Source organism: Proteus cibi (assembly GCF_003144405.1).
Taxonomy (GTDB): Bacteria; Pseudomonadota; Gammaproteobacteria; order Enterobacterales; family Enterobacteriaceae; genus Proteus; species Proteus cibi.
On sequence record NZ_PENW01000008.1, the window covers coordinates 13,119 to 30,365 of the forward strand.

Sequence of the window (17,247 nt, forward strand, 5' to 3'; positions counted from 1 at the left end):
ATTTATTCCTTACAAATAAAATGAGAATTGATAAGTTCGATACTGTTGTTAGGACATTGATTACCCCATGCATCCCAACCTTGTGACATGTCACGAGCAAATAGCTCAATGCGATTAACATCACCGTACAATTGTTCAAGACGGTTTTTTACTTCCCACGGCTTTTCGCTGTGCTCACCTAAACAACTAAATACGATTTGTTTAACGCTAGCACTAATGCGTTGTAATCCATTGCCTCGAGTAGCGATTAAAACATCTTCACTATTGGCTCTGGTGTAGTTACCTCCATTCATTTTTGTTTCAGCATCTAATAGTTCAAACAGGTCGTGATAATCAAATAACTCGCCGTTTTGAATCGCCTTATCAATTCGTTGCCACGCTAAATGGTTAAACTTAACCCAAGTAAAAGCTTTCATTGTGCGCACTTTAAAGCCCCACGCTTCGGCTAATTTAATAGCCTCGAGTACAAAATTACCTGTATACCACATGGCAAGAACTGCGTTATCAGATGCAATAGAATGAATAGGGATATGGGTTAAATTGAAGAGGGAGGTTGTTGGATAATGATTTTTAGCAGCACCGTTTGAAACTTTATTTTTGTAATCCCACGGTGGATCACAATAGATAAGGTCGTATTTTTTCATTCGTTCCCTTTATAAAATGCTATCCAGTGTGTTTTATCATTTTTCCCTACACGCTGTACTGCTGTTGGTTTTTGGTCTGTTAGTGCTAAAATTTGTTTAGCGGGTATTTGGGTTTCATTCCATTTGAACAGCAATGTTCCTCCAGGCTTAAGCACTCTAAATGCTTCACTAAACCCTTCACTTAAATCTTCTCTCCATGAGTCTTTATTTAACGAACCGTATTTTTTAAACATCCAGCTATTTTTACCAACTCTAATTAAATGAGGTGGATCAAATAGCACCTGATAAAATGTATTATTAGGAAATGGAAGATTTTTAAAATCAGAAATAATATCTGGTGTTATATTTAAAATTCTCCCGTCACATAAAATATGTTCTTCAGCTCTAATATCATTAAATAAAACACGGTCATCTTGTTTATCATAATAAAACATACGAGAGCCACAACACATATCAAGTATTGGTTTCATTGTATCCTCTGAATTTTAGGTATAAAAAAACCTGCTAGTGCAGGTGTTTTTTTTGTTGTAATAAATTTCTTTGTTTAGTTATATGAATTTCATATGAGACAAGAGCAGATTTAAGTTCATTTATTAGATCTTCTTTACTGTTAGCTACATCTCCATACTCAAGAACATAATCATCATAGTTATTCCAGATGTTTACAAATTCATAAATTTCTTTTAATGCGCGACTATAGCATGACTCATATTCTATGATAAATAAATATATATTATAATCTATCATTATTTTATTATTATTTATAAAATCATCATGTTCATTGCATTTTAGATTAATAACCTCATTAATGTTACCATTATTTTCTGATAGACAATATAATGCTAATTTATCATTATGTATATATACTGAAGCATTTGTTTCTATCTCACCAATATGCCTATATATAGATGATATTATATTTATAATTGATTCGCTTTTTTTTATTATATATGGGAGTAATTTTTTATTAATGTCATGTTGCTTATTATCCTCTGCTTTTTTTTGCCAAAAATAAACGCCTATAGTGGCTGCGATTCCTAGTGATGAAATTGCAGTGAATATTGTTGATATATAGCTTAGTATTATGCCTTCACCTTTTGTTTCTATGGTGAAATAACCAATAATGACAATTGTTCCAATTAGTACCCAAGCAAGTACGGTAATAATGCTAATAATAAAATCTTTCATTCCGTCGAAATCATCAATATTCCGCTTCATAAACCCTCCTTATTTAAAGCAGAAATTATACTCACATCCATGTGACTATTCCACTATCATACTATTCTAGCAATCACTCACAAACTGCCCAGCTTCATTACGCTTACGTTCGGTGTAACACTTGGGTGTCTCTCTTGATTGAGAACGTTTTTTCAACCACTCATCAACTTCTTCAGCTTCCCAGGCAACACAGCGCACCGATAAATACATACGCTTTGGGAAATCACCTTTCTTCTCTAAGGTGCGAATAGTTGAGCGAGAAAGCCCTGTTTTTTTTAAAACATCAGGCATTCGAATAGGTTTGATAGGTAATTTAATATTCATATTTAAACTCCTTGCGGAGCTGTGTCACTCCGCTTTAAATAGGATCACTGGTATTCAGGGCGCATATCATCAAGCGTGATAGAAAAGGTCTCATATAACTCATCACCAAGTTTTCTTTTGCTTGATTTAAGTAGCTTGTCTACTTTTTCAAATGCTTCGGTGGCTTCTGGTGAGCCAGATTCAGGAAGTGAGTTGATAGAAGCTTCTAGGGCATTACGTGCATCAATACGGTGGTATGCCTGTACTGCTTTATTTTTTAATTCAGTAAACAGGTTGATCCCCATTTCATTTTTTAAGTTCTCAATTTCTGCGCGAATATTTTTAGCATCTTCGACAGTTTGAACATCATCAATAGCTAATCTAAAGGCTTGCGCATCGAACTTAGGTACAAACTCGCCTTGAGCTTCTTTTACCGGTTCTTCATTGATTGGCTGTTGCTGATTGGTGATTTCATTAATGCTGACACGTTCTTTTGGTGGAGTGATGTCTTTAATCGGACGATCTTCAAGTTCTTCTGGCGTATACACACCCAAAATAACTTCTGGACAATAAAGACGCGCCCAATATTTTACAGCGAGATACGCTAACTGCTGTTTTGGGTTTGTTGACCATAGAGGGGAATTGCGAGTAACAACACTAGATAGGTAAATTTTCTCTCCCCACGTAATTTCACTTTCACCGCGAAGAATTGCCCCTACACGTATCCATAAACCATGCTCATCTGCATCAGTCCAATCACGAACACGAAATGAATAGTCTTTGCCGTTTCGTTGTTTTGTGATTTCTTTGCTTTTGGTTAGTTTTTCCCAACCAGCTTCACTATATTCATAATGAAAGCGACCTTGAATAGCCGTTGAGCTTGATACTAAGGCGTTTACTAATTGCGCTTCATACCCAAGAACACCATTAACGGTATAGGTTTTTTGAGCCACAACAAATGGGTTCATATCCCATTGCATGGCTTGCATAGTAATGGCTAAACAATCCGAATCATTACCACGCAAATGTTCGGGTACCGTAATTTTCCCTTTAGCCATTATTTTTGAAAACTCAATTAGGCTACTTAACTTATCTGGGTTGAATACTGCTAGGTTGTTACTCTGATCGATAGTGGCTACTTCTGACATAATATTTACTCCAAGCGTGCGCCTGATTGTTCAAGCGCATTTTTATTAAGCGACTTCGTTTTGCAGTTCTTCTAACTTTCTCTGCTCAAAGTCAGTGATACCGATAGTGAGAGTAGTGGTGATAGGCGCTGGCCAATATCCTGTATCCATAGCTTCACGGATATCACGTAGTGTCTTTTTGTACTCAACGCGACCTAGTTCAAGTAATTCAGGAGAGGCTTCAACGATAGCGACCCAGTGGTAATGCTCGTCTTTGTTAACGAATATCCAGAAGAACTGATCCAGCATTGCCACATCACAATACATAGCTGCACTGATGTGATAATCGCGATTAATGATTTCTCTGCGGATCATGGCTTCAATGGCATCTTGTTTAAATCGACCAAGTGCTACTGATTTGAGGTCAAAACCTAATCGGTTATTTTCTGTTTGAATTTCGATATCAGGACGAACACGAATTTCAAGACCAGTATCTTCATCAATGCCGTAGTAACTCACTTCTGATACACGGTTAGGGTGATTTAATAAACTGGATGCTTCTTTGTGGTTCATAACAGCGTTACGCATGTTATTTGCCATTCCATAGTCAACGGTTTGAACATGAATTTTTGAATCATCACTAAGCCATTGGCTAATGATTTCATCCTCAAATATAGCATTAGGGTTAACTTCTTTAATGACCTGCATGAGATCATCTTTTTTGACGGGTTTTCTAAGTGGCTCAGGTTTATTTGTTTCTGCCAAATATAACTCAGGGTTAACGCTGTTTATCTGCTCAAGTAATGCTTCTGTATTACCTGAGGTTTTCAATGGTATTGGCAAAGTATCGTTATAGGCTTTGATACAGGCTTTCATTGCTGCACCTGTGAATTTCCCATCCTCTGGAATGGCTTTAAATTCATCGGGCAACTGCATGTATATCTGACCTAGCTCTTCGGCTTTTCCGCTGGTGGAAAGTTGCGGTGTCAGAGTGGCATTATGTTCTTCAATAATTGCTTTTAACTCATCTTGTGAGAGCTTCTTAGGCAACTTATTGTTGTATTCGTCAATCCATGACTTCATTGTTTCCGTTGTTGTAAAGGCATCTTCTGGAATAATTGGCTTAACACTGAATTCAGCATCAAACTTTGCAGGTTCCATTGTTAACGTGTGAAATGCACTACCTAAGTCGAAACAATGCTTATTTTCACGCTCAATGACTTTTGTTACATGGCGTAACTCGTAATACATCAAACTAATACGAGCATCTTTTAGCATCGAACTACTGATGCCGTTTGAACTGTGATACACCTCGTTAGGAATATCGGGATAACGACCAGGTTCAAAATAAGCAGGCTGGTCATTTTCTTCCTTTGGAATATCTTCCGCCTCCTTGTATTGACCGTTTTGGTTATCAGTGCTGGCATGAAAAATCACCTCTTCCTGAGGTGCTTCCTTTTTTTCTACCTCATTTGAGGTGGTTTTTGGATTTATTAATGAGTTAAAGTGATTAACTCTATGACGAACGCTACGCATATCAGGGTTATCAATAAATGACATAATAGCGTTAACGATTTGCTCTTCACTAAGTTCACTACTGATATTAGGAACCAATGAAAGTGCAAGTAGCGTGATATTAATAAAGTGGTCATATTGCTTAAACTCTTCTTTTTCAATATCACCATTGATATGAGCTGTTAGCGCATCTACTTGTTCACTATCAGTAATATCTTGGTTAAGTAAAAGGGCTTTTGCAATCAACACATTTAAGTGCTTAGTGTCTGACATTTTGTTTACCTACCAATTGTTCTGTTTGTAATGCGAGCTTTCTTACATAAGCCCACTCAATACCAGCTTTAAAATTGTCAAATGCCTGTGACTCATTTAAGCCAGATAAGGTAAATACATGCTTACCGTCTTTGATATAAAAGATCATGACTAATCACCAAATTGGTTATGTCTGAGCGCATTAAAAAATCAGTCTCTTTTATCCATATTGTTAAAGAGCCATTAACCTAATTGGTTAACCTTTGTTTTTAATCATAACCATAAATTAACCATTGTCAACCATGAAAAATAAATAATTTACCAAAATGGATATGAAAATGTGAGTAAGGTCAAAAAGGCACCAGAATGAACTGGTGCCTAAGAAGCCATTAGAATCCTTTTAATCGATGCTCAATATATTGACTATGTAACTGTATATCTTTGATAGTTTGAGTCATTTCTAATAGTGATTCACGAACCCAACGTAATGTTCTTTCTGCTTCATCAACGTTGTGACCGTCTTTTTTTAGGTAGGTGAGAAGATTGTATAAAACATCTTTCTTTGGGTTGTGCATAAAATCATCAAGTAATTCGATACGATTTTTGCGAGTGCGAGGAAAACTATATTCTTTAGCAATTTGCCCAGCCGGAATAAACTCACCTTCATGGATGGTGCGCTGTAACTGATCGACAAGTGCCAGTAATTCTTCTGTTGAGGCGTTGTTTGGTAATGAGCTACCAATACGAGTATTAGGTTTATGTTTAGTGAAGTAGTTATCTTCTAAAATTTCAAATACATCCCATGCACGATCTGTATCTAGCATTTTCGCATGGCGTGCAGCACCACGTTCTGTCCATAACATGAGGGAGCGAACATTGCGAGCTATTTTCACAGAAGGTCTTAAAGACATGCTGTGTTTAAACTCCCGTAATTCGGTACTTTCAAGTAAAAAGAAGTGTTTCCCTGCAACAAATCGCTGAGAATTACGACTGTAATTTTTGCGGATGTAATCTGATTCTGTTCCGTATAAATTAGCAAGCGATTCTGTGGTAACTACAGGTGAATTATTATGAATAATCGATGGTAAATGAGATACATGGGAGATAGAAATATCTAAATTTGTCATGATGTTTACCTTGTTAGGTTAGGTCAAACACCACCACAGAGACCAATCTGTTTGGTGGTGAACTGTACGAGGTTGGTCTTACCGGACATCATGACGCATAAACCGGCGCATCTCTCGATGCCCCCGTACAGCCCACCATTGAATAAATGTGACTGTACAAACAAAAAAACCGCAAGGCGCGGTTATGCGACAAGATGTTTAAACAGGAGACCAATCCCGACATCAGATTTTGCTGATGTATAATCACTATGGCGCATAAATAAGGGAATGTAAATTACCAAAACGGTTAATTAATGTAAAATATAAAATTAACCATTTTGGTTGTTTTTTGCGTTATTCAGCTGATGACTCAAGGTCTTTTGGATGGTGTTTATTGATAATAAACTCAATAAAATTTTCAATTGCTGATTGTTCGCTTGCAGGTAATCTAGCATATAACTTTCTATCGTAATTGATATCGCTTTTGTTATTTTTAGGAATTAGTAGTTCGTATGCTTGGCGATCCATTGCTTTTGCAATAGCATCAATGCTTTCAGCGGTGGCGCTGGCTTCACAATTGATAATGCGATTTACGGTTGATTGAGCTAACCCAGAATCAATGGCGAGTTTCACTCTTGATTTGATACCGTCTTTTAGCATGAATGTCGTAATATTATCTGAAATTATTTTTCCAATTTCTGTTGGAATATATTCTTCATTTTCTGACTCAACGTGACCGATTTTTAGATGATCTACATCCATCCAATATTTAGATATTTTTGTTACGTATTCAATTTTACGTGACATTGGGTCAGTTAGTTCACGGTGACTTTTTAAATCTTTTGGCGATAGGTAACGAGAGATCATGCTTGGTGCTACACCAAGAGCATCAGCCAGTAATTTTTGCTTACCTTCGTAATAACGCTCAATAATATAAATCAGATTATCTTTTCTAATTTCAGCAATGCTTTTCATTTCCAAGTCCTTTGGTGTCTATTCTTTATACAAATTTGATTAACTTATGGTGTATTAAATAGATAAATAACCCTTTTGGTAAAGTACCAAGTTGATTATTATCATGGTTAGGTTAATCAATTAGGTGAATGTATGAAAGTTTTCGACTTTAAAAAATTTTGGAATAGCTTAACGATTAAGCAAAGAGAAGAGTTTTCACTAAAAGTTGGGTATAGCCAATTGTATCTATCGCATCAGCTAAGATACGCAAAACGCAAGCCTTCATTAAGAAAACTCAATAGGTTATATGATGTCTGTATTGAGTTTGGTGCAGATGCAACCAGAGAGCAGTTAATCAATTTCTTTATTCGATAATAATTCAAAGGCTGTTTATAGATAAGGATCACTTCGGTGGTCCTTATCTTCTTATCAATAACCAATAAGTCTTTTTAGGTTGATCTATTTTAAAATAACGGATAGCATTTGCACATACACATAATCAAATGAGGCTGAAATGGAGATTATTAGTCGAAAAGAAGCTGCTTCAAAAGGGCTTGGAAAATTTTTCACAGGTAAGAAATGCAAGAACGGTCATGTTGCTGAACGTTACGTTTGTAACGGTGTTTGCGTTACATGCAACTTTGAAAATTCAACAGTCTATCGCTCTGTGTTAAAGCAATTAATTAACAGCGCTAAGTGAATGGTGTTTTATGCGTGACTATGGAAAAGTTTCCCCACAATTTTGGATAGGAAAAACAGGTAAGGAAATAAGAGAAAAAGGGCATGAAGCACTTATTGTCTCTATGTACTTATTAACCAATCCTCACGCCAATATGATCGGCATGTATTACCTACCTATTATCTATATGGCGCACGAAACAGGGCTAGGCTTTGAAGGGGCTTCGAAGGGGCTTCAAAGGTGCATTGAAGCCGGTTTTTGCCACTATGATGAGGGCGCTGAAGTTGTTTGGGTGATAGAAATGGCAAAATATCAAATAGCATCATCTTTAAAGTCTTCTGACAACCGATGTATTGGCATACAAAGAGAGTATGAGTCTCAGCCTAAAAATCAGTTCTTATCAATGTTTTATGATAAATACAAAGATGCTTTTAATTTAAGTTCTGCAAGAGAATCATCGATAAAAAATGAAAGGGGCTTGGAAGGGGCTTCAAAGCCCCTCGGAAGCCAAGAACAGGAGCAGGAACAAGAACAAGATATAAAACCCCCTAAACCCCCCTTGAAAAAAAAGTCGGTACAAAAGCGAGGTTTTAATATCTTGGAAGAAAAAATACCTGATTGGCTAAATCCTGAAGTTTGGGAGAAGTGGATTGAGTACCGAAAGGAAATCAAGCATCCGATAAAATCCAAACAAACGTTCAGTGGACAAATAAAATTACTCACTGAGTGTTATGAGTTAGGTTTTTCACCTGAAGAAATAATTAGCAAAACCATTACCAATGGCTGGCAAGGACTATTCAAACCAAACGTTTCACCACCACAACGGATCATTCAACCTCAAAAGAACGATGAGTTTATACCGGAGGACTTCTGATGACTGCATCATCAACCTTAGCAAGGCTAAAGCGAATAATGCCTGAGCATATTAAACCCAAATTTACTACCTCTGCTGAATTAATGGCATGGCAACGAGAGCAGGGTGAGATTGATTCAATGAGGATCGCAAATGAAAACCGCGTAGCTCGTTTAAATAAAATCATGGGTAGATCAGGTATTAGCCCATTACACCAAAATTGTTCATTCGATAATTATGACGTTACATGTGAAGACCAACAAAGAGCATTGTACAAAGCTAAGAGATACGCAGAGCAATTTGGTAAATCATTTGGTGGGTTCATTTTCAGTGGTAATCCTGGTACTGGAAAAAATCATTTAGCGTCAGCCATAGGCAACCACATTATCCAAAAAGGGAAAAGTATTCTGATCGCTACACTGCCTGACATAATGATGAAGGTTCGTGAAACCTATCAAAAGGATGCTAAAACGACAGAGTCAAAACTGATAGATGATCTGTGTGATGTTGATTTGCTAGTGCTTGATGATGTGGGTGTGCAACGTGGAAACCTCAATGAGGAATTAATTATATTTCAAGTGGTGGATCGAAGACTAGCAAACAAAAAGCCTGTTGGGGTGCTTACAAACCTAAACTATACCCAGTTATCAAAAGTGTTGGATGAGCGAGTAATAGATCGACTCAGAATGGGAAATCCAACAACGATAAATTTCACATGGCAAAGCTATCGGCGTTTAGTTAAGTAATTCCGTAAACTAAAAATCGAATAGGGATTATTGGATATCAAAATCCTTAGCGTAATAAACACTGGTGAGTTTTATTTGTTGTAGGTATGCGATTGAGTGACTGAGTGGTGAAAACAGCGTATAGACGATTTGAGAGCGTTTTAAGTAGGTATGAGTTTAATTAAAAACTCTGTTTTTTTATACTTGAAAACATAACCAGATTGGATATATTAACCATAATGATTAATCTCTTAAGGGTTATCGTATATGAAATTTATGCAGGATTTTGTTGTTGAAATATTACATGACAAGAAAAAACCGTTATCAGTTAACGAAATAACCGAGATTGCCTCAGAGCTGGATGGTAAGAAAAATCGCTCAACGACCAATTATGCGTTGATCAAGTTGGTTGAATGTGCGGTTGTTGAGCGCAAAGCGGTAGTCGGAATTGGTTATGTATACACGCTAGCGCCTGATTACATGGAGCGTCTACGTGATTTAGATATCAAAAAAGAAGCCTCTCTAATGACCAAGAAGCCAGCAAAACCTACGGATAAGCATGTTATCTGTCAGAAAGGCTCACTAACCTACGTCAGAAAGAGCATACCGCCATTACAGCATGGAAAGATTGCTGATATTCATAACCGTATGAACGCAATGCTGGTGGCGGTATGCGCATGAAACAGCAAATTTATTATATCAATCCTGTACCAAAGCCACGTATGACACAACGTGACGCATGGAAGAAACGATCCGCTGTCGTTAAGTACCACGCTTTTTGTGACGAGATGAGAGTTAACCGTTTTACGTTACCTGATGTTGATAACCTGATTAAAGCCGTTATGGACGCCATCTTTGATGAAGATTGTAGGGTGTGGAATATCAGCGCGTCAAAGCTTTGGGGTGAACAGGGAAAGATAGGGGTAACGTTACCTGAAAATACAGAAAATCATGAACTTATTACCATTCGTTAAGTTAGTGACTGAGTTAATTAATCGTTGAATGATATCGGTAATAAGTTATGAGTTAAAAATCATGCTGTTATGCGTCGATTTTTCTGAGGTATCAACACCGGATTATTAATGATTATGTGAGGCGTCGGGTGCATTGCTGCGATCTCATTGATGATGTAGGAGATGTAACACAATGAAATATCCAAAAATAGATGATTTCCACAATGGCATTAAACCGATGCCGAAGTTGTTCCAGGTTGTCAGTGTGGAGCTTGACGTTTTGCGCGCTCATTTAGGTTCTGGCGGTGGCGTTATATTTGATTGTGATGATGTCGAAATCAGGAAAGTAAGACGGGTTAAACACAATGGCGGCTGGTGCTGGCAGCTGGTCAGAGAGCACAAAGACCAAGAGCAGTGGGATTACTGCCTCAATCAAGACAGGGAGTGCTTGGATAACCTGAATTGGGAATTTGGTCTATTCAGATAAATAAACAATCGTGACATGTCACGCAAGAGGATTTTTAGATGGAATGGAAAACGCTAAGAGGAGGCATTTAATGCAGGGAACTAATTGGGTTAAGTGTAGTGATTCATTGCCTGAAATAGACACTCCAGTGTTCGCTGGATGGTTTTGGAATGGCAAGTTTGTATGGCATGTGTTCATGCGTTCAGATTCAAGTTTTGAAGGTTGGGTCTGGTCGCGTTCTTACTGCCATTATATCAGCGATAACGATGAGTTTTATGAAGATGATGATTATCCAATAACTCACTGGATGCCACTCCCACCAATGCCAGAGGGTGAATGATGAAAGTTAAAACTTCAAAACTAAAAGGATTAGCACTTGATTGGGCGGTAGGTAAAGCCGTTGGCGTTGATGTTCGTATTTATAAAGAGTTTATTGTTGATGCTAATAACTGTGTATATAGCCCATCTAGCGACTGGTTAAAGTGTGGTGAGTTTATTGAGACTTACGCTATCGAACTTATCAATGAGATGTTGAGTAACGATTTCGGACATTATCAAATTGCATGGTCTGCTATCTGTAATTACTTACAAGATGATTACTACGATGGCGATACACCTCAAGAGGCAATTTGTCGCGCTACTGTCGCTGTGGTGTTAGGTGGTGAAGTCGATGTGCCTGAGGAGCTATTAAATGGCTAAATCACCTGCTGAACGTAAGGCACTACAACGTAAACGCCAAAAGGAACTTGGCATAACGAAGATTGAATTGCTGGTGGATAATCAAGAGCTGGATATGTTACAGCGTAATTGTGTTCTGCGTATGCCTGGTCGTGATCCGTATGACGTTGTTGAGTACTTGCAGGTGCTTATCCGTAAAGATGATGCGGAGTATAAGCGACAAGCAGAGGAGTTATCTAAGCGCAAGTGTGAGCGCTGTGGTGAGCAGTTACCCGTTCAGCAATGTTGTTTATCTGGTGATGCCAAATGTTGGGTAACAAAGGGCTGGCATGAAATGATGTTGAAGGTAGAATAAATAGAAAAAATAGGAGCATAAAAATGTCATCTCTTTTTTCTGAAATACAAACCGATATTTTAAATCCAAAATCGAACATAACTGATATTTTGCGTAAATGCTTAGTATTAGCATATAAAATTAATAATGATGTTTTTATCAAGTGGGCAGAATTAGAGCTTGGAGGGTACGGTAACTCTGATGTTCTTCCTGATTACAGAATACAAAGCACTATGATTAAAGGGGATTTTACTGATGGTCATGGGAGGACATTTCAAGGAATGATAATAGATAAACATTTTGTACCTGATTTTTTAAAGGATATTTTTTGTTCTGGAAAAATGGACTATCCTGCTTCATATTTGGAAAGTTTATTGCATTATTCTGGTGATACTGATCCTAGAAAAGATATGCCCATGTCCGTATTGTGTGAATTTAAAAATTTATATAGTGGGCTTTTTTGTATGAAAGCGTATGAAATATTACCTAGGACAGGGTGTTATAGTATCATTGACTCTATAAAGAATAAAATACTGAAGTTTTTACTGGAAATAGAAAAAAAAATAGAAAATATAGAGGATATTAAATTGTCAAAAGAAGATGAGAAGGCGATTACTCAGACTTTTACCAATCACATTTATGGCAACGCTAATATTGCTAATGCTAGTGAAAATTTTAACCAAAATATCCAGCTTCAATCTGATGAATTAATTAATAATTTATTATCTGAACTGCTTCAATTAAAGGAGCAAGGTAAGGATGTGGATACTATTGATACTGTTATTCCACAAATTGAAGAAATGAAACAAATTAAAGACCAAAAAGGAATAATGGATAAATTGGCTAGTGTAATGACCATTGCAGGTGGTAGCGCCTCGGTATGTAGTCTTGTTGCACAATATATTCCTGCTATTTCAAAATTAATTGGCTAGTATATGATTTGAAGTTTAACTTTTCGGTAGCCATAATAACCAAAGAGGTGATGATTATGACTATCAAAAGACCAAGAAAGAAACCTGCACGACAGCCGACGCCTATCAACGATAAGATGGAACGTTTCTGTCAGGAATATATCAAATCCCCCGATAATCAAACTGATGCTGCAATCTCTGCTGGATATGCTTCTGGCAGTGCTTGCAAACGCGCATCACAGCTAATGGCTGATCCCCGTATTCAAGAGCGTATCGCACAACTTATGCAACAGCGCAATAAGCGAACCAAGATGAGTGCTGACAATGTACTCAAACGCTTGGTTGATATGCTTGATGCAGATATTGCCGATATTCTTAATGAGAAAGGCGATATTAAACCAATATCTGAATGGTCACCTATTTGGCGTAAAAGTGTTGCTGCTTTCGATATCATCGATATTGACGGTGATACACGTATTAAAAAAGTAAAGTTACTGGATAAAATCAAGGTGCTTGAACTGATTGGTAAGCACGTTGATATCAATGCCTTTAGAGACAGAGTACAGGTCGATGTAAATGTATCATTGGCTGATAAGTTGGCATCTGCTCGTAAACGTGTTCAGCAAGGGAGCGTTGAGTAATGTCAGAAGATTTGCCGAAGTCACCAGAAGAACAACTCATTGAAGATATCGCATCATTTACGCATGATCCATTAGGTTATGCCTATTACGCATTTCCGTGGGGTGAAGCTGGTGGAGAGCTTGAAGAATATAATGGCCCTCGTCAGTGGCAAGCCGAAGCATTAAATGAAATCGGTGAACATCTGCGTAATCCAAAGACACGCCACCAGCCATTATTACTTGCTCGTGCTTCTGGTCACGGTATCGGTAAATCGGCATTTATTTCAATGATCATCAAGTGGGGTATGGATACCTGCGAAGATTGTAAGGTAGTCGTCACTGCTAATACCGAAAATCAGCTCCGTACTAAAACGTGGCCAGAAATAGCGAAGTGGCAACGATTATCACTGACTAATAATTGGTTTACTTGTACTAAGACGGCTATCTACTCAAACGATCCTAATCACGCTAATGCTTGGCGTGCTGATGCGGTACCGTGGTCAGAGAACAATACGGAGGCATTCGCAGGGCTTCACAACAAAGGTAAGCGTATTATCTTGGTGTTTGATGAAGCATCTAATATTGCCGATCTGGTATGGGAAGTCGCAGAAGGGGCGTTAACGGATGAAGGTACCGAAATCATTTGGATAGCATTTGGTAACCCAACCCGTAACACAGGGCGCTTTCGTGAGTGCTTTCGTAAGTTTAAACATCGTTGGAATACTAAGCAGATTGATAGTCGTACCGTTGAAGGTAGCAACAAAGAGCAGATTAAAAACTGGGAAGAGGACTACGGCGAAGATAGCGACTTTTTTAAAGTCCGTGTTCGTGGTGTGTTCCCGTCAGCATCAGAACTACAGTTTATTCCAACAGGCTTAACGGATGAAGCCATGAAGCGTATTGTCACACAGGCAGAAGTTGCTCATGCGCCTGTAATCATTGGTGTTGACCCCGCCTATTCAGGTATTGATGATGCAGTCATTTATCTGCGCCAAGGTTTATTCAGTAAGTGCTTGTGGACGGGCTTTAAAACAACTGACGATGTTGTTATGGCAAAGCGTATTGCTGACTTTGAAGATCAATACAAGGCTGACGCTGTTCATATCGACTTTGGCTATGGTACTGGTATTCACTCCATTGGAACAAGTTGGGGTCGTGTATGGCGTTTAGTTAAGTTTGGTGGTGCATCAACAGATCCACAAATGCTAAACAAACGCGGTGAAATGTATAACAGCAGTAAGACGTGGTTAAAAATAGGCGGTGCACTTGACGATCAAGAAACCGCAGATGATTTATCATGTGCTGAATACAAAGTTCGTGTTATTGATGGCAAGATTGTACTAGAAGATAAAACAGAAATTAAAAAACGTCTTGGTCGTTCGCCGGGTAAAGGTGATGCATTCGTACTGACATTCGCTTATCCAGTCACCAAAATAGATAGAAATTACTCCTCACCTCATTCTGGCGTTAATGTCAGCAATTCAGATTACGATCCATTCGCATAAAAAAAGCCCTCTGGAGTAGAGGGCAAACAGTCCTAAGGTAAGGCACGCTGTCGTGGTAACAATACCGAGAAAAAATGCAGTGGCATTGCATAACCAAAATGGTAGTTATAATTTTCAATATTGTCAAATAACATGTATTATTAATTTAATATGCAATATTGGTTAATTATAAAGGTGTGTCGATATGTGTAATCCATTTGGCAATACTCCAAAAATTACAACTCCTCCTGCTGTTCAGGCAGCACCTCAAGAACAAGATGCGGCAGTAACGGGTAGTCGTGATGATGAAATGCGTCGTCGCCGTGCAGCCGCTGGTCGTAAGTCTACGTTACTAACAGGTGCTCAGGGTGCGACAAGTTCAGCATCCACCAGCGGTAAAACCTTACTTGGTCAATAAGGGGTGACTATGTCAACGCCATTGAAACAACAGCTACTGCAACAACTTAATCAGTTGGAAACAGAGCGTAGCTCATTTGAACCGCATTGGCGTGAATTGTCAGATTTCACTCGTCCTCGTAGTACGCGCTTTACTGCGTCTGATGTTAATCGAGGTGATCGCCGTAATAGTAAGATCATTGACCCTACGGCATCTTTAGCTTCATTGGTGCTTTCCAGTGGCATGATGTCGGGTATTACAAGTCCTGCTCGTCCTTGGTTTCGTTTAGCGACACCTGATCCTGATTTAATGGATTATGGCCCTGTAAAACTTTGGTTAGAAACCACCGAGCAACGCATGAACGAAGTGTTTAATCGTTCTAACCTCTATCAGTCATTACCGTTGATGTATGGGGATTTAGGTACCTTTGGCACTGCAGCAATGGCGGTTGTTGAAGACAGTCAGCGTATTATCCGTACCGTTCATTTCCCCCTTGGCAGTTATTACATTGCGAATAGTCCAAGCCTGAGCGTTGATGTTTGCTATCGCAAATTTACGATGACCGTTCGCCAGTTGGTAATGGAGTTCGGGATTGATAGCGTTAGCGACACTGTTAAATCAATGTGGAATTCAAGCCAGTACAGCCAATGGGTTGAAGTGGTTCATGCCGTATATCCAAACCTTGAACGACAAACAGGAAAGTTAGAGGCGAAGCATAAGCCTTTTAAATCTGTTTATCTTGAAGTGGCGGGTGATAACGAGAAAGTGTTACGTGAATCTGGCTATGATGAACTTCCTATTATGGCGCCACGCTGGGAAGTGAATGGTGAGGACGTTTACGGCTCATCATGCCCGGGCATGATGGCGTTAGGTGGCACTAAAGCACTTCAATTAATGCAAAAACGTAAAGCGCAGATGATTGATAAGCTGACCAATCCACCTTTACAAGTACCTGCATCATTAAAAAACCAACGAGTAAATACCATACCCGGAGGCATTAACTATCTTGATGAAGCAAATCCCACTAATAAAATTCAAACGATTTTTGATGTTCAACCCGTAGCATTGAAAGCACTACTTGAAGATGTTCAAGATACCCGTCAACTGATTGATACTGCTTACTTTGTCGATTTATTCCGCATGATGCAAATGGTGAATACGCGCTCTATGCCGATTGAAGCCGTTGTTGAGATGCGTGAAGAGAAGCTATTGCAATTAGGGCCCGTTCTGCAACGCCTTGATTCTGAGTTACTCGACAAGCTGATTAATCGTACTTTCTCAATCTTGGTAAACAAAAATTTACTTCCCGTTGCGCCTGATGAAATGCAGGGAATGGATCTAAAGGTTGAGTACATTTCTGTAATGGCTCAGGCACAAAAATCGATTGGCGTTGGCAGTATCGAACGCTTTGCTGGCTTTGTTGGCAATCTGGCAAGAGTTAAGCCAGAAGCTCTCGATAAGCTTAACGCTGATGATGCTATTGATAATTATGCGTCTGCTATTGGCGTCTCTCCAACTATCGTTGCAACCAATGAGCAAGTACAAGCCATACGTCAACAACGACAAGCACAGCAACAACAAATGGCTCAGATGCAAATGGCGCAGTCCGCTATTGATGGTGCTAAAACGCTCAGTGATACCAATCTTGATAATGATAGTGCCTTGTCCGCTATGGCTGGTGGAGGTGCTCAATGACACATCCATTCGATGCGTATGAAGACGAGAGAATTGCTCGCACTGAATACGATATTCAACAAAAAAATAGACAAGAGAAAGAAGAACAACAGCTAAAAGAGGTTATGTCCACAGAAGCTGGGCGTGCTGTTATTTGGCGTTTGATTTCTGACTCTGGCGTATTTCGTAGCTCTTTTTCTAACGATCCCTATGCAATGGCATTTAGAGAGGGCGAGCGTAACTATGGGTTAAAAGTTTTCAATCAATTACACGAAGTTTGCCCTGAGCTTTATGCGCAAATGGCAAATGAAGCAGCTACACCAAGCGTTTAACCAAGATTTAAAGAATGGGAGA

General features: G+C 38.7%; 24 protein-coding genes. 15 read left to right on the plus strand and 9 right to left on the minus strand.

Going from position 1 to position 17,247, the window contains the following annotated elements; all coding sequences use genetic code 11:
• Positions 1 to 2 precede the first annotated feature (2 nt).
• The 9 genes from DK865_RS02655 to DK865_RS02690 all read right to left on the minus strand — a co-directional run bounded on the left by DK865_RS02655 (position 3) and on the right by DK865_RS02690 (position 7,140).
• Entirely contained in the window at positions 3 to 644 is a 642-nt protein-coding gene (locus tag DK865_RS02655) for an MT-A70 family methyltransferase (RefSeq protein WP_109391117.1), read from the minus strand.
• Positions 641 to 1,114, minus strand: coding sequence for a class I SAM-dependent methyltransferase (locus tag DK865_RS02660; RefSeq protein ID WP_109391118.1), 474 nt, complete (start codon positions 1,112 to 1,114; stop codon positions 641 to 643). Before DK865_RS02660 ends, DK865_RS02655 begins: the two co-directional genes overlap by 4 nt.
• A 34-nt stretch (positions 1,115 to 1,148) precedes the next feature.
• Positions 1,149 to 1,862, minus strand: coding sequence for a hypothetical protein (locus DK865_RS02665; protein ID WP_109391119.1), 714 nt, complete (start codon positions 1,860 to 1,862; stop codon positions 1,149 to 1,151).
• Positions 1,863 to 1,928: 66 nt separating this feature from the next.
• Positions 1,929 to 2,186 carry a helix-turn-helix transcriptional regulator gene (locus tag DK865_RS02670; protein ID WP_109391120.1) on the minus strand — a complete coding sequence of 86 codons (258 nt, stop codon included), beginning with the start codon at positions 2,184 to 2,186 and terminating at the stop codon, positions 1,929 to 1,931.
• A gap of 44 nt (positions 2,187 to 2,230) precedes the next feature.
• On the minus strand, positions 2,231 to 3,313 hold the full coding sequence (locus DK865_RS02675; protein ID WP_109391121.1) for a RecT family recombinase: 1,083 nt from the start codon (positions 3,311 to 3,313) through the stop codon (positions 2,231 to 2,233).
• Between the two features lie 45 nt (positions 3,314 to 3,358).
• Positions 3,359 to 5,080: a PD-(D/E)XK nuclease-like domain-containing protein gene (locus DK865_RS02680; RefSeq protein ID WP_109391122.1), complete on the minus strand. Its 1,722-nt coding sequence runs from the start codon at positions 5,078 to 5,080 to the stop codon at positions 3,359 to 3,361.
• Positions 5,067 to 5,228 (minus strand): hypothetical protein, encoded by a 162-nt coding sequence (locus tag DK865_RS18705; protein WP_194295172.1) that lies wholly within the window; start codon positions 5,226 to 5,228, stop codon positions 5,067 to 5,069. The genes DK865_RS02680 and DK865_RS18705 overlap by 14 nt, the downstream gene beginning before the upstream one ends.
• Before the next feature lie 220 nt (positions 5,229 to 5,448).
• Positions 5,449 to 6,186 carry an ORF6N domain-containing protein gene (locus tag DK865_RS18780; RefSeq protein WP_228407717.1) on the minus strand — a complete coding sequence of 246 codons (738 nt, stop codon included), beginning with the start codon at positions 6,184 to 6,186 and terminating at the stop codon, positions 5,449 to 5,451.
• A gap of 333 nt (positions 6,187 to 6,519) precedes the next feature.
• Positions 6,520 to 7,140: a helix-turn-helix domain-containing protein gene (locus DK865_RS02690; RefSeq protein ID WP_069368903.1), complete on the minus strand. Its 621-nt coding sequence runs from the start codon at positions 7,138 to 7,140 to the stop codon at positions 6,520 to 6,522.
• Positions 7,141 to 7,272: 132 nt separating this feature from the next.
• Between DK865_RS02690 and DK865_RS02695 the strand changes: the two genes are divergently transcribed.
• From DK865_RS02695 to DK865_RS02770, 15 genes are all read left to right on the plus strand, one after another.
• Complete coding sequence (locus DK865_RS02695; RefSeq protein WP_109391123.1) at positions 7,273 to 7,494, plus strand: hypothetical protein; 222 nt, start codon at positions 7,273 to 7,275, stop codon at positions 7,492 to 7,494.
• Between the two features lie 335 nt (positions 7,495 to 7,829).
• The gene (locus tag DK865_RS02705; protein ID WP_109391125.1) at positions 7,830 to 8,672 is read left to right on the plus strand and encodes a hypothetical protein; all 843 of its coding nucleotides are present in this window, start codon (positions 7,830 to 7,832) and stop codon (positions 8,670 to 8,672) included.
• Entirely contained in the window at positions 8,672 to 9,397 is a 726-nt protein-coding gene (locus DK865_RS02710; protein ID WP_004243368.1) for an ATP-binding protein, read from the plus strand. Before DK865_RS02705 ends, DK865_RS02710 begins: the two co-directional genes overlap by 1 nt.
• Positions 9,398 to 9,643: 246 nt before the next feature.
• Positions 9,644 to 10,057 carry a hypothetical protein gene (locus DK865_RS02715; RefSeq protein ID WP_109391126.1) on the plus strand — a complete coding sequence of 138 codons (414 nt, stop codon included), beginning with the start codon at positions 9,644 to 9,646 and terminating at the stop codon, positions 10,055 to 10,057.
• Positions 10,054 to 10,350 (plus strand): RusA family crossover junction endodeoxyribonuclease, encoded by a 297-nt coding sequence (locus DK865_RS02720; RefSeq protein WP_109391127.1) that lies wholly within the window; start codon positions 10,054 to 10,056, stop codon positions 10,348 to 10,350. Before DK865_RS02715 ends, DK865_RS02720 begins: the two co-directional genes overlap by 4 nt.
• 172 nt (positions 10,351 to 10,522) lie before the next feature.
• Complete coding sequence (locus DK865_RS02725; protein ID WP_109391128.1) at positions 10,523 to 10,816, plus strand: hypothetical protein; 294 nt, start codon at positions 10,523 to 10,525, stop codon at positions 10,814 to 10,816.
• Positions 10,817 to 10,886: 70 nt separating this feature from the next.
• On the plus strand, positions 10,887 to 11,135 hold the full coding sequence (locus tag DK865_RS02730; protein ID WP_162556603.1) for a DUF551 domain-containing protein: 249 nt from the start codon (positions 10,887 to 10,889) through the stop codon (positions 11,133 to 11,135).
• Positions 11,132 to 11,494 carry a phage protein NinX family protein gene (locus tag DK865_RS02735; protein WP_109391130.1) on the plus strand — a complete coding sequence of 121 codons (363 nt, stop codon included), beginning with the start codon at positions 11,132 to 11,134 and terminating at the stop codon, positions 11,492 to 11,494. Before DK865_RS02730 ends, DK865_RS02735 begins: the two co-directional genes overlap by 4 nt.
• Entirely contained in the window at positions 11,487 to 11,828 is a 342-nt protein-coding gene (locus DK865_RS02740) for a hypothetical protein (RefSeq protein WP_109391131.1), read from the plus strand. Before DK865_RS02735 ends, DK865_RS02740 begins: the two co-directional genes overlap by 8 nt.
• Before the next feature lie 23 nt (positions 11,829 to 11,851).
• The gene (locus DK865_RS02745; protein ID WP_109391132.1) at positions 11,852 to 12,739 is read left to right on the plus strand and encodes an AbiTii domain-containing protein; all 888 of its coding nucleotides are present in this window, start codon (positions 11,852 to 11,854) and stop codon (positions 12,737 to 12,739) included.
• Between the two features lie 56 nt (positions 12,740 to 12,795).
• Positions 12,796 to 13,359, plus strand: a complete 564-nt coding sequence (locus tag DK865_RS02750; RefSeq protein WP_228407718.1) for a terminase small subunit — start codon at positions 12,796 to 12,798, stop codon at positions 13,357 to 13,359.
• Positions 13,359 to 14,843 carry a terminase gene (locus DK865_RS02755; RefSeq protein ID WP_109391134.1) on the plus strand — a complete coding sequence of 495 codons (1,485 nt, stop codon included), beginning with the start codon at positions 13,359 to 13,361 and terminating at the stop codon, positions 14,841 to 14,843. Before DK865_RS02750 ends, DK865_RS02755 begins: the two co-directional genes overlap by 1 nt.
• A 184-nt stretch (positions 14,844 to 15,027) precedes the next feature.
• Positions 15,028 to 15,240, plus strand: a complete 213-nt coding sequence (locus DK865_RS02760; RefSeq protein WP_004243356.1) for a hypothetical protein — start codon at positions 15,028 to 15,030, stop codon at positions 15,238 to 15,240.
• A 9-nt stretch (positions 15,241 to 15,249) separates the two neighbouring features.
• Positions 15,250 to 16,914: a portal protein gene (locus tag DK865_RS02765; protein WP_109391135.1), complete on the plus strand. Its 1,665-nt coding sequence runs from the start codon at positions 15,250 to 15,252 to the stop codon at positions 16,912 to 16,914.
• Positions 16,911 to 17,225, plus strand: a complete 315-nt coding sequence (locus DK865_RS02770; protein WP_109391136.1) for a Bbp19 family protein — start codon at positions 16,911 to 16,913, stop codon at positions 17,223 to 17,225. The genes DK865_RS02765 and DK865_RS02770 overlap by 4 nt, the downstream gene beginning before the upstream one ends.
• Positions 17,226 to 17,247 lie beyond the last annotated feature (22 nt).

Bases quoted from the DNA above. Each gene is read 5' to 3' on its own strand.
- DK865_RS02760 (WP_004243356.1), top strand. From the start codon at position 15,028: ATGTGTAATCCATTTGGCAATACTCCAAAAATTACAACTCCTCCTGCT.
- DK865_RS02735 (WP_109391130.1), top strand. From the start codon at position 11,132: ATGATGAAAGTTAAAACTTCAAAACTAAAAGGATTAGCACTTGATTGG.
- DK865_RS02690 (WP_069368903.1), bottom strand. From the start codon at position 7,140: ATGAAAAGCATTGCTGAAATTAGAAAAGATAATCTGATTTATATTATT.
- DK865_RS02730 (WP_162556603.1), top strand. From the start codon at position 10,887: ATGCAGGGAACTAATTGGGTTAAGTGTAGTGATTCATTGCCTGAAATA.
- DK865_RS02750 (WP_228407718.1), top strand. From the start codon at position 12,796: ATGACTATCAAAAGACCAAGAAAGAAACCTGCACGACAGCCGACGCCT.
- DK865_RS02715 (WP_109391126.1), top strand. From the start codon at position 9,644: ATGAAATTTATGCAGGATTTTGTTGTTGAAATATTACATGACAAGAAA.
- DK865_RS02765 (WP_109391135.1), top strand. From the start codon at position 15,250: ATGTCAACGCCATTGAAACAACAGCTACTGCAACAACTTAATCAGTTG.
- DK865_RS18705 (WP_194295172.1), bottom strand. From the start codon at position 5,228: ATGATCTTTTATATCAAAGACGGTAAGCATGTATTTACCTTATCTGGC.
- DK865_RS02770 (WP_109391136.1), top strand. From the start codon at position 16,911: ATGACACATCCATTCGATGCGTATGAAGACGAGAGAATTGCTCGCACT.
- DK865_RS02695 (WP_109391123.1), top strand. From the start codon at position 7,273: ATGAAAGTTTTCGACTTTAAAAAATTTTGGAATAGCTTAACGATTAAG.
- DK865_RS02720 (WP_109391127.1), top strand. From the start codon at position 10,054: ATGAAACAGCAAATTTATTATATCAATCCTGTACCAAAGCCACGTATG.
- DK865_RS02675 (WP_109391121.1), bottom strand. From the start codon at position 3,313: ATGTCAGAAGTAGCCACTATCGATCAGAGTAACAACCTAGCAGTATTC.
- DK865_RS02670 (WP_109391120.1), bottom strand. From the start codon at position 2,186: ATGAATATTAAATTACCTATCAAACCTATTCGAATGCCTGATGTTTTA.
- DK865_RS02660 (WP_109391118.1), bottom strand. From the start codon at position 1,114: ATGAAACCAATACTTGATATGTGTTGTGGCTCTCGTATGTTTTATTAT.
- DK865_RS02680 (WP_109391122.1), bottom strand. From the start codon at position 5,080: ATGTCAGACACTAAGCACTTAAATGTGTTGATTGCAAAAGCCCTTTTA.
- DK865_RS02655 (WP_109391117.1), bottom strand. From the start codon at position 644: ATGAAAAAATACGACCTTATCTATTGTGATCCACCGTGGGATTACAAA.
- DK865_RS02725 (WP_109391128.1), top strand. From the start codon at position 10,523: ATGAAATATCCAAAAATAGATGATTTCCACAATGGCATTAAACCGATG.
- DK865_RS02710 (WP_004243368.1), top strand. From the start codon at position 8,672: ATGACTGCATCATCAACCTTAGCAAGGCTAAAGCGAATAATGCCTGAG.
- DK865_RS02755 (WP_109391134.1), top strand. From the start codon at position 13,359: ATGTCAGAAGATTTGCCGAAGTCACCAGAAGAACAACTCATTGAAGAT.
- DK865_RS02745 (WP_109391132.1), top strand. From the start codon at position 11,852: ATGTCATCTCTTTTTTCTGAAATACAAACCGATATTTTAAATCCAAAA.
- DK865_RS18780 (WP_228407717.1), bottom strand. From the start codon at position 6,186: ATGACAAATTTAGATATTTCTATCTCCCATGTATCTCATTTACCATCG.
- DK865_RS02740 (WP_109391131.1), top strand. From the start codon at position 11,487: ATGGCTAAATCACCTGCTGAACGTAAGGCACTACAACGTAAACGCCAA.
- DK865_RS02665 (WP_109391119.1), bottom strand. From the start codon at position 1,862: ATGAAGCGGAATATTGATGATTTCGACGGAATGAAAGATTTTATTATT.
- DK865_RS02705 (WP_109391125.1), top strand. From the start codon at position 7,830: ATGCGTGACTATGGAAAAGTTTCCCCACAATTTTGGATAGGAAAAACA.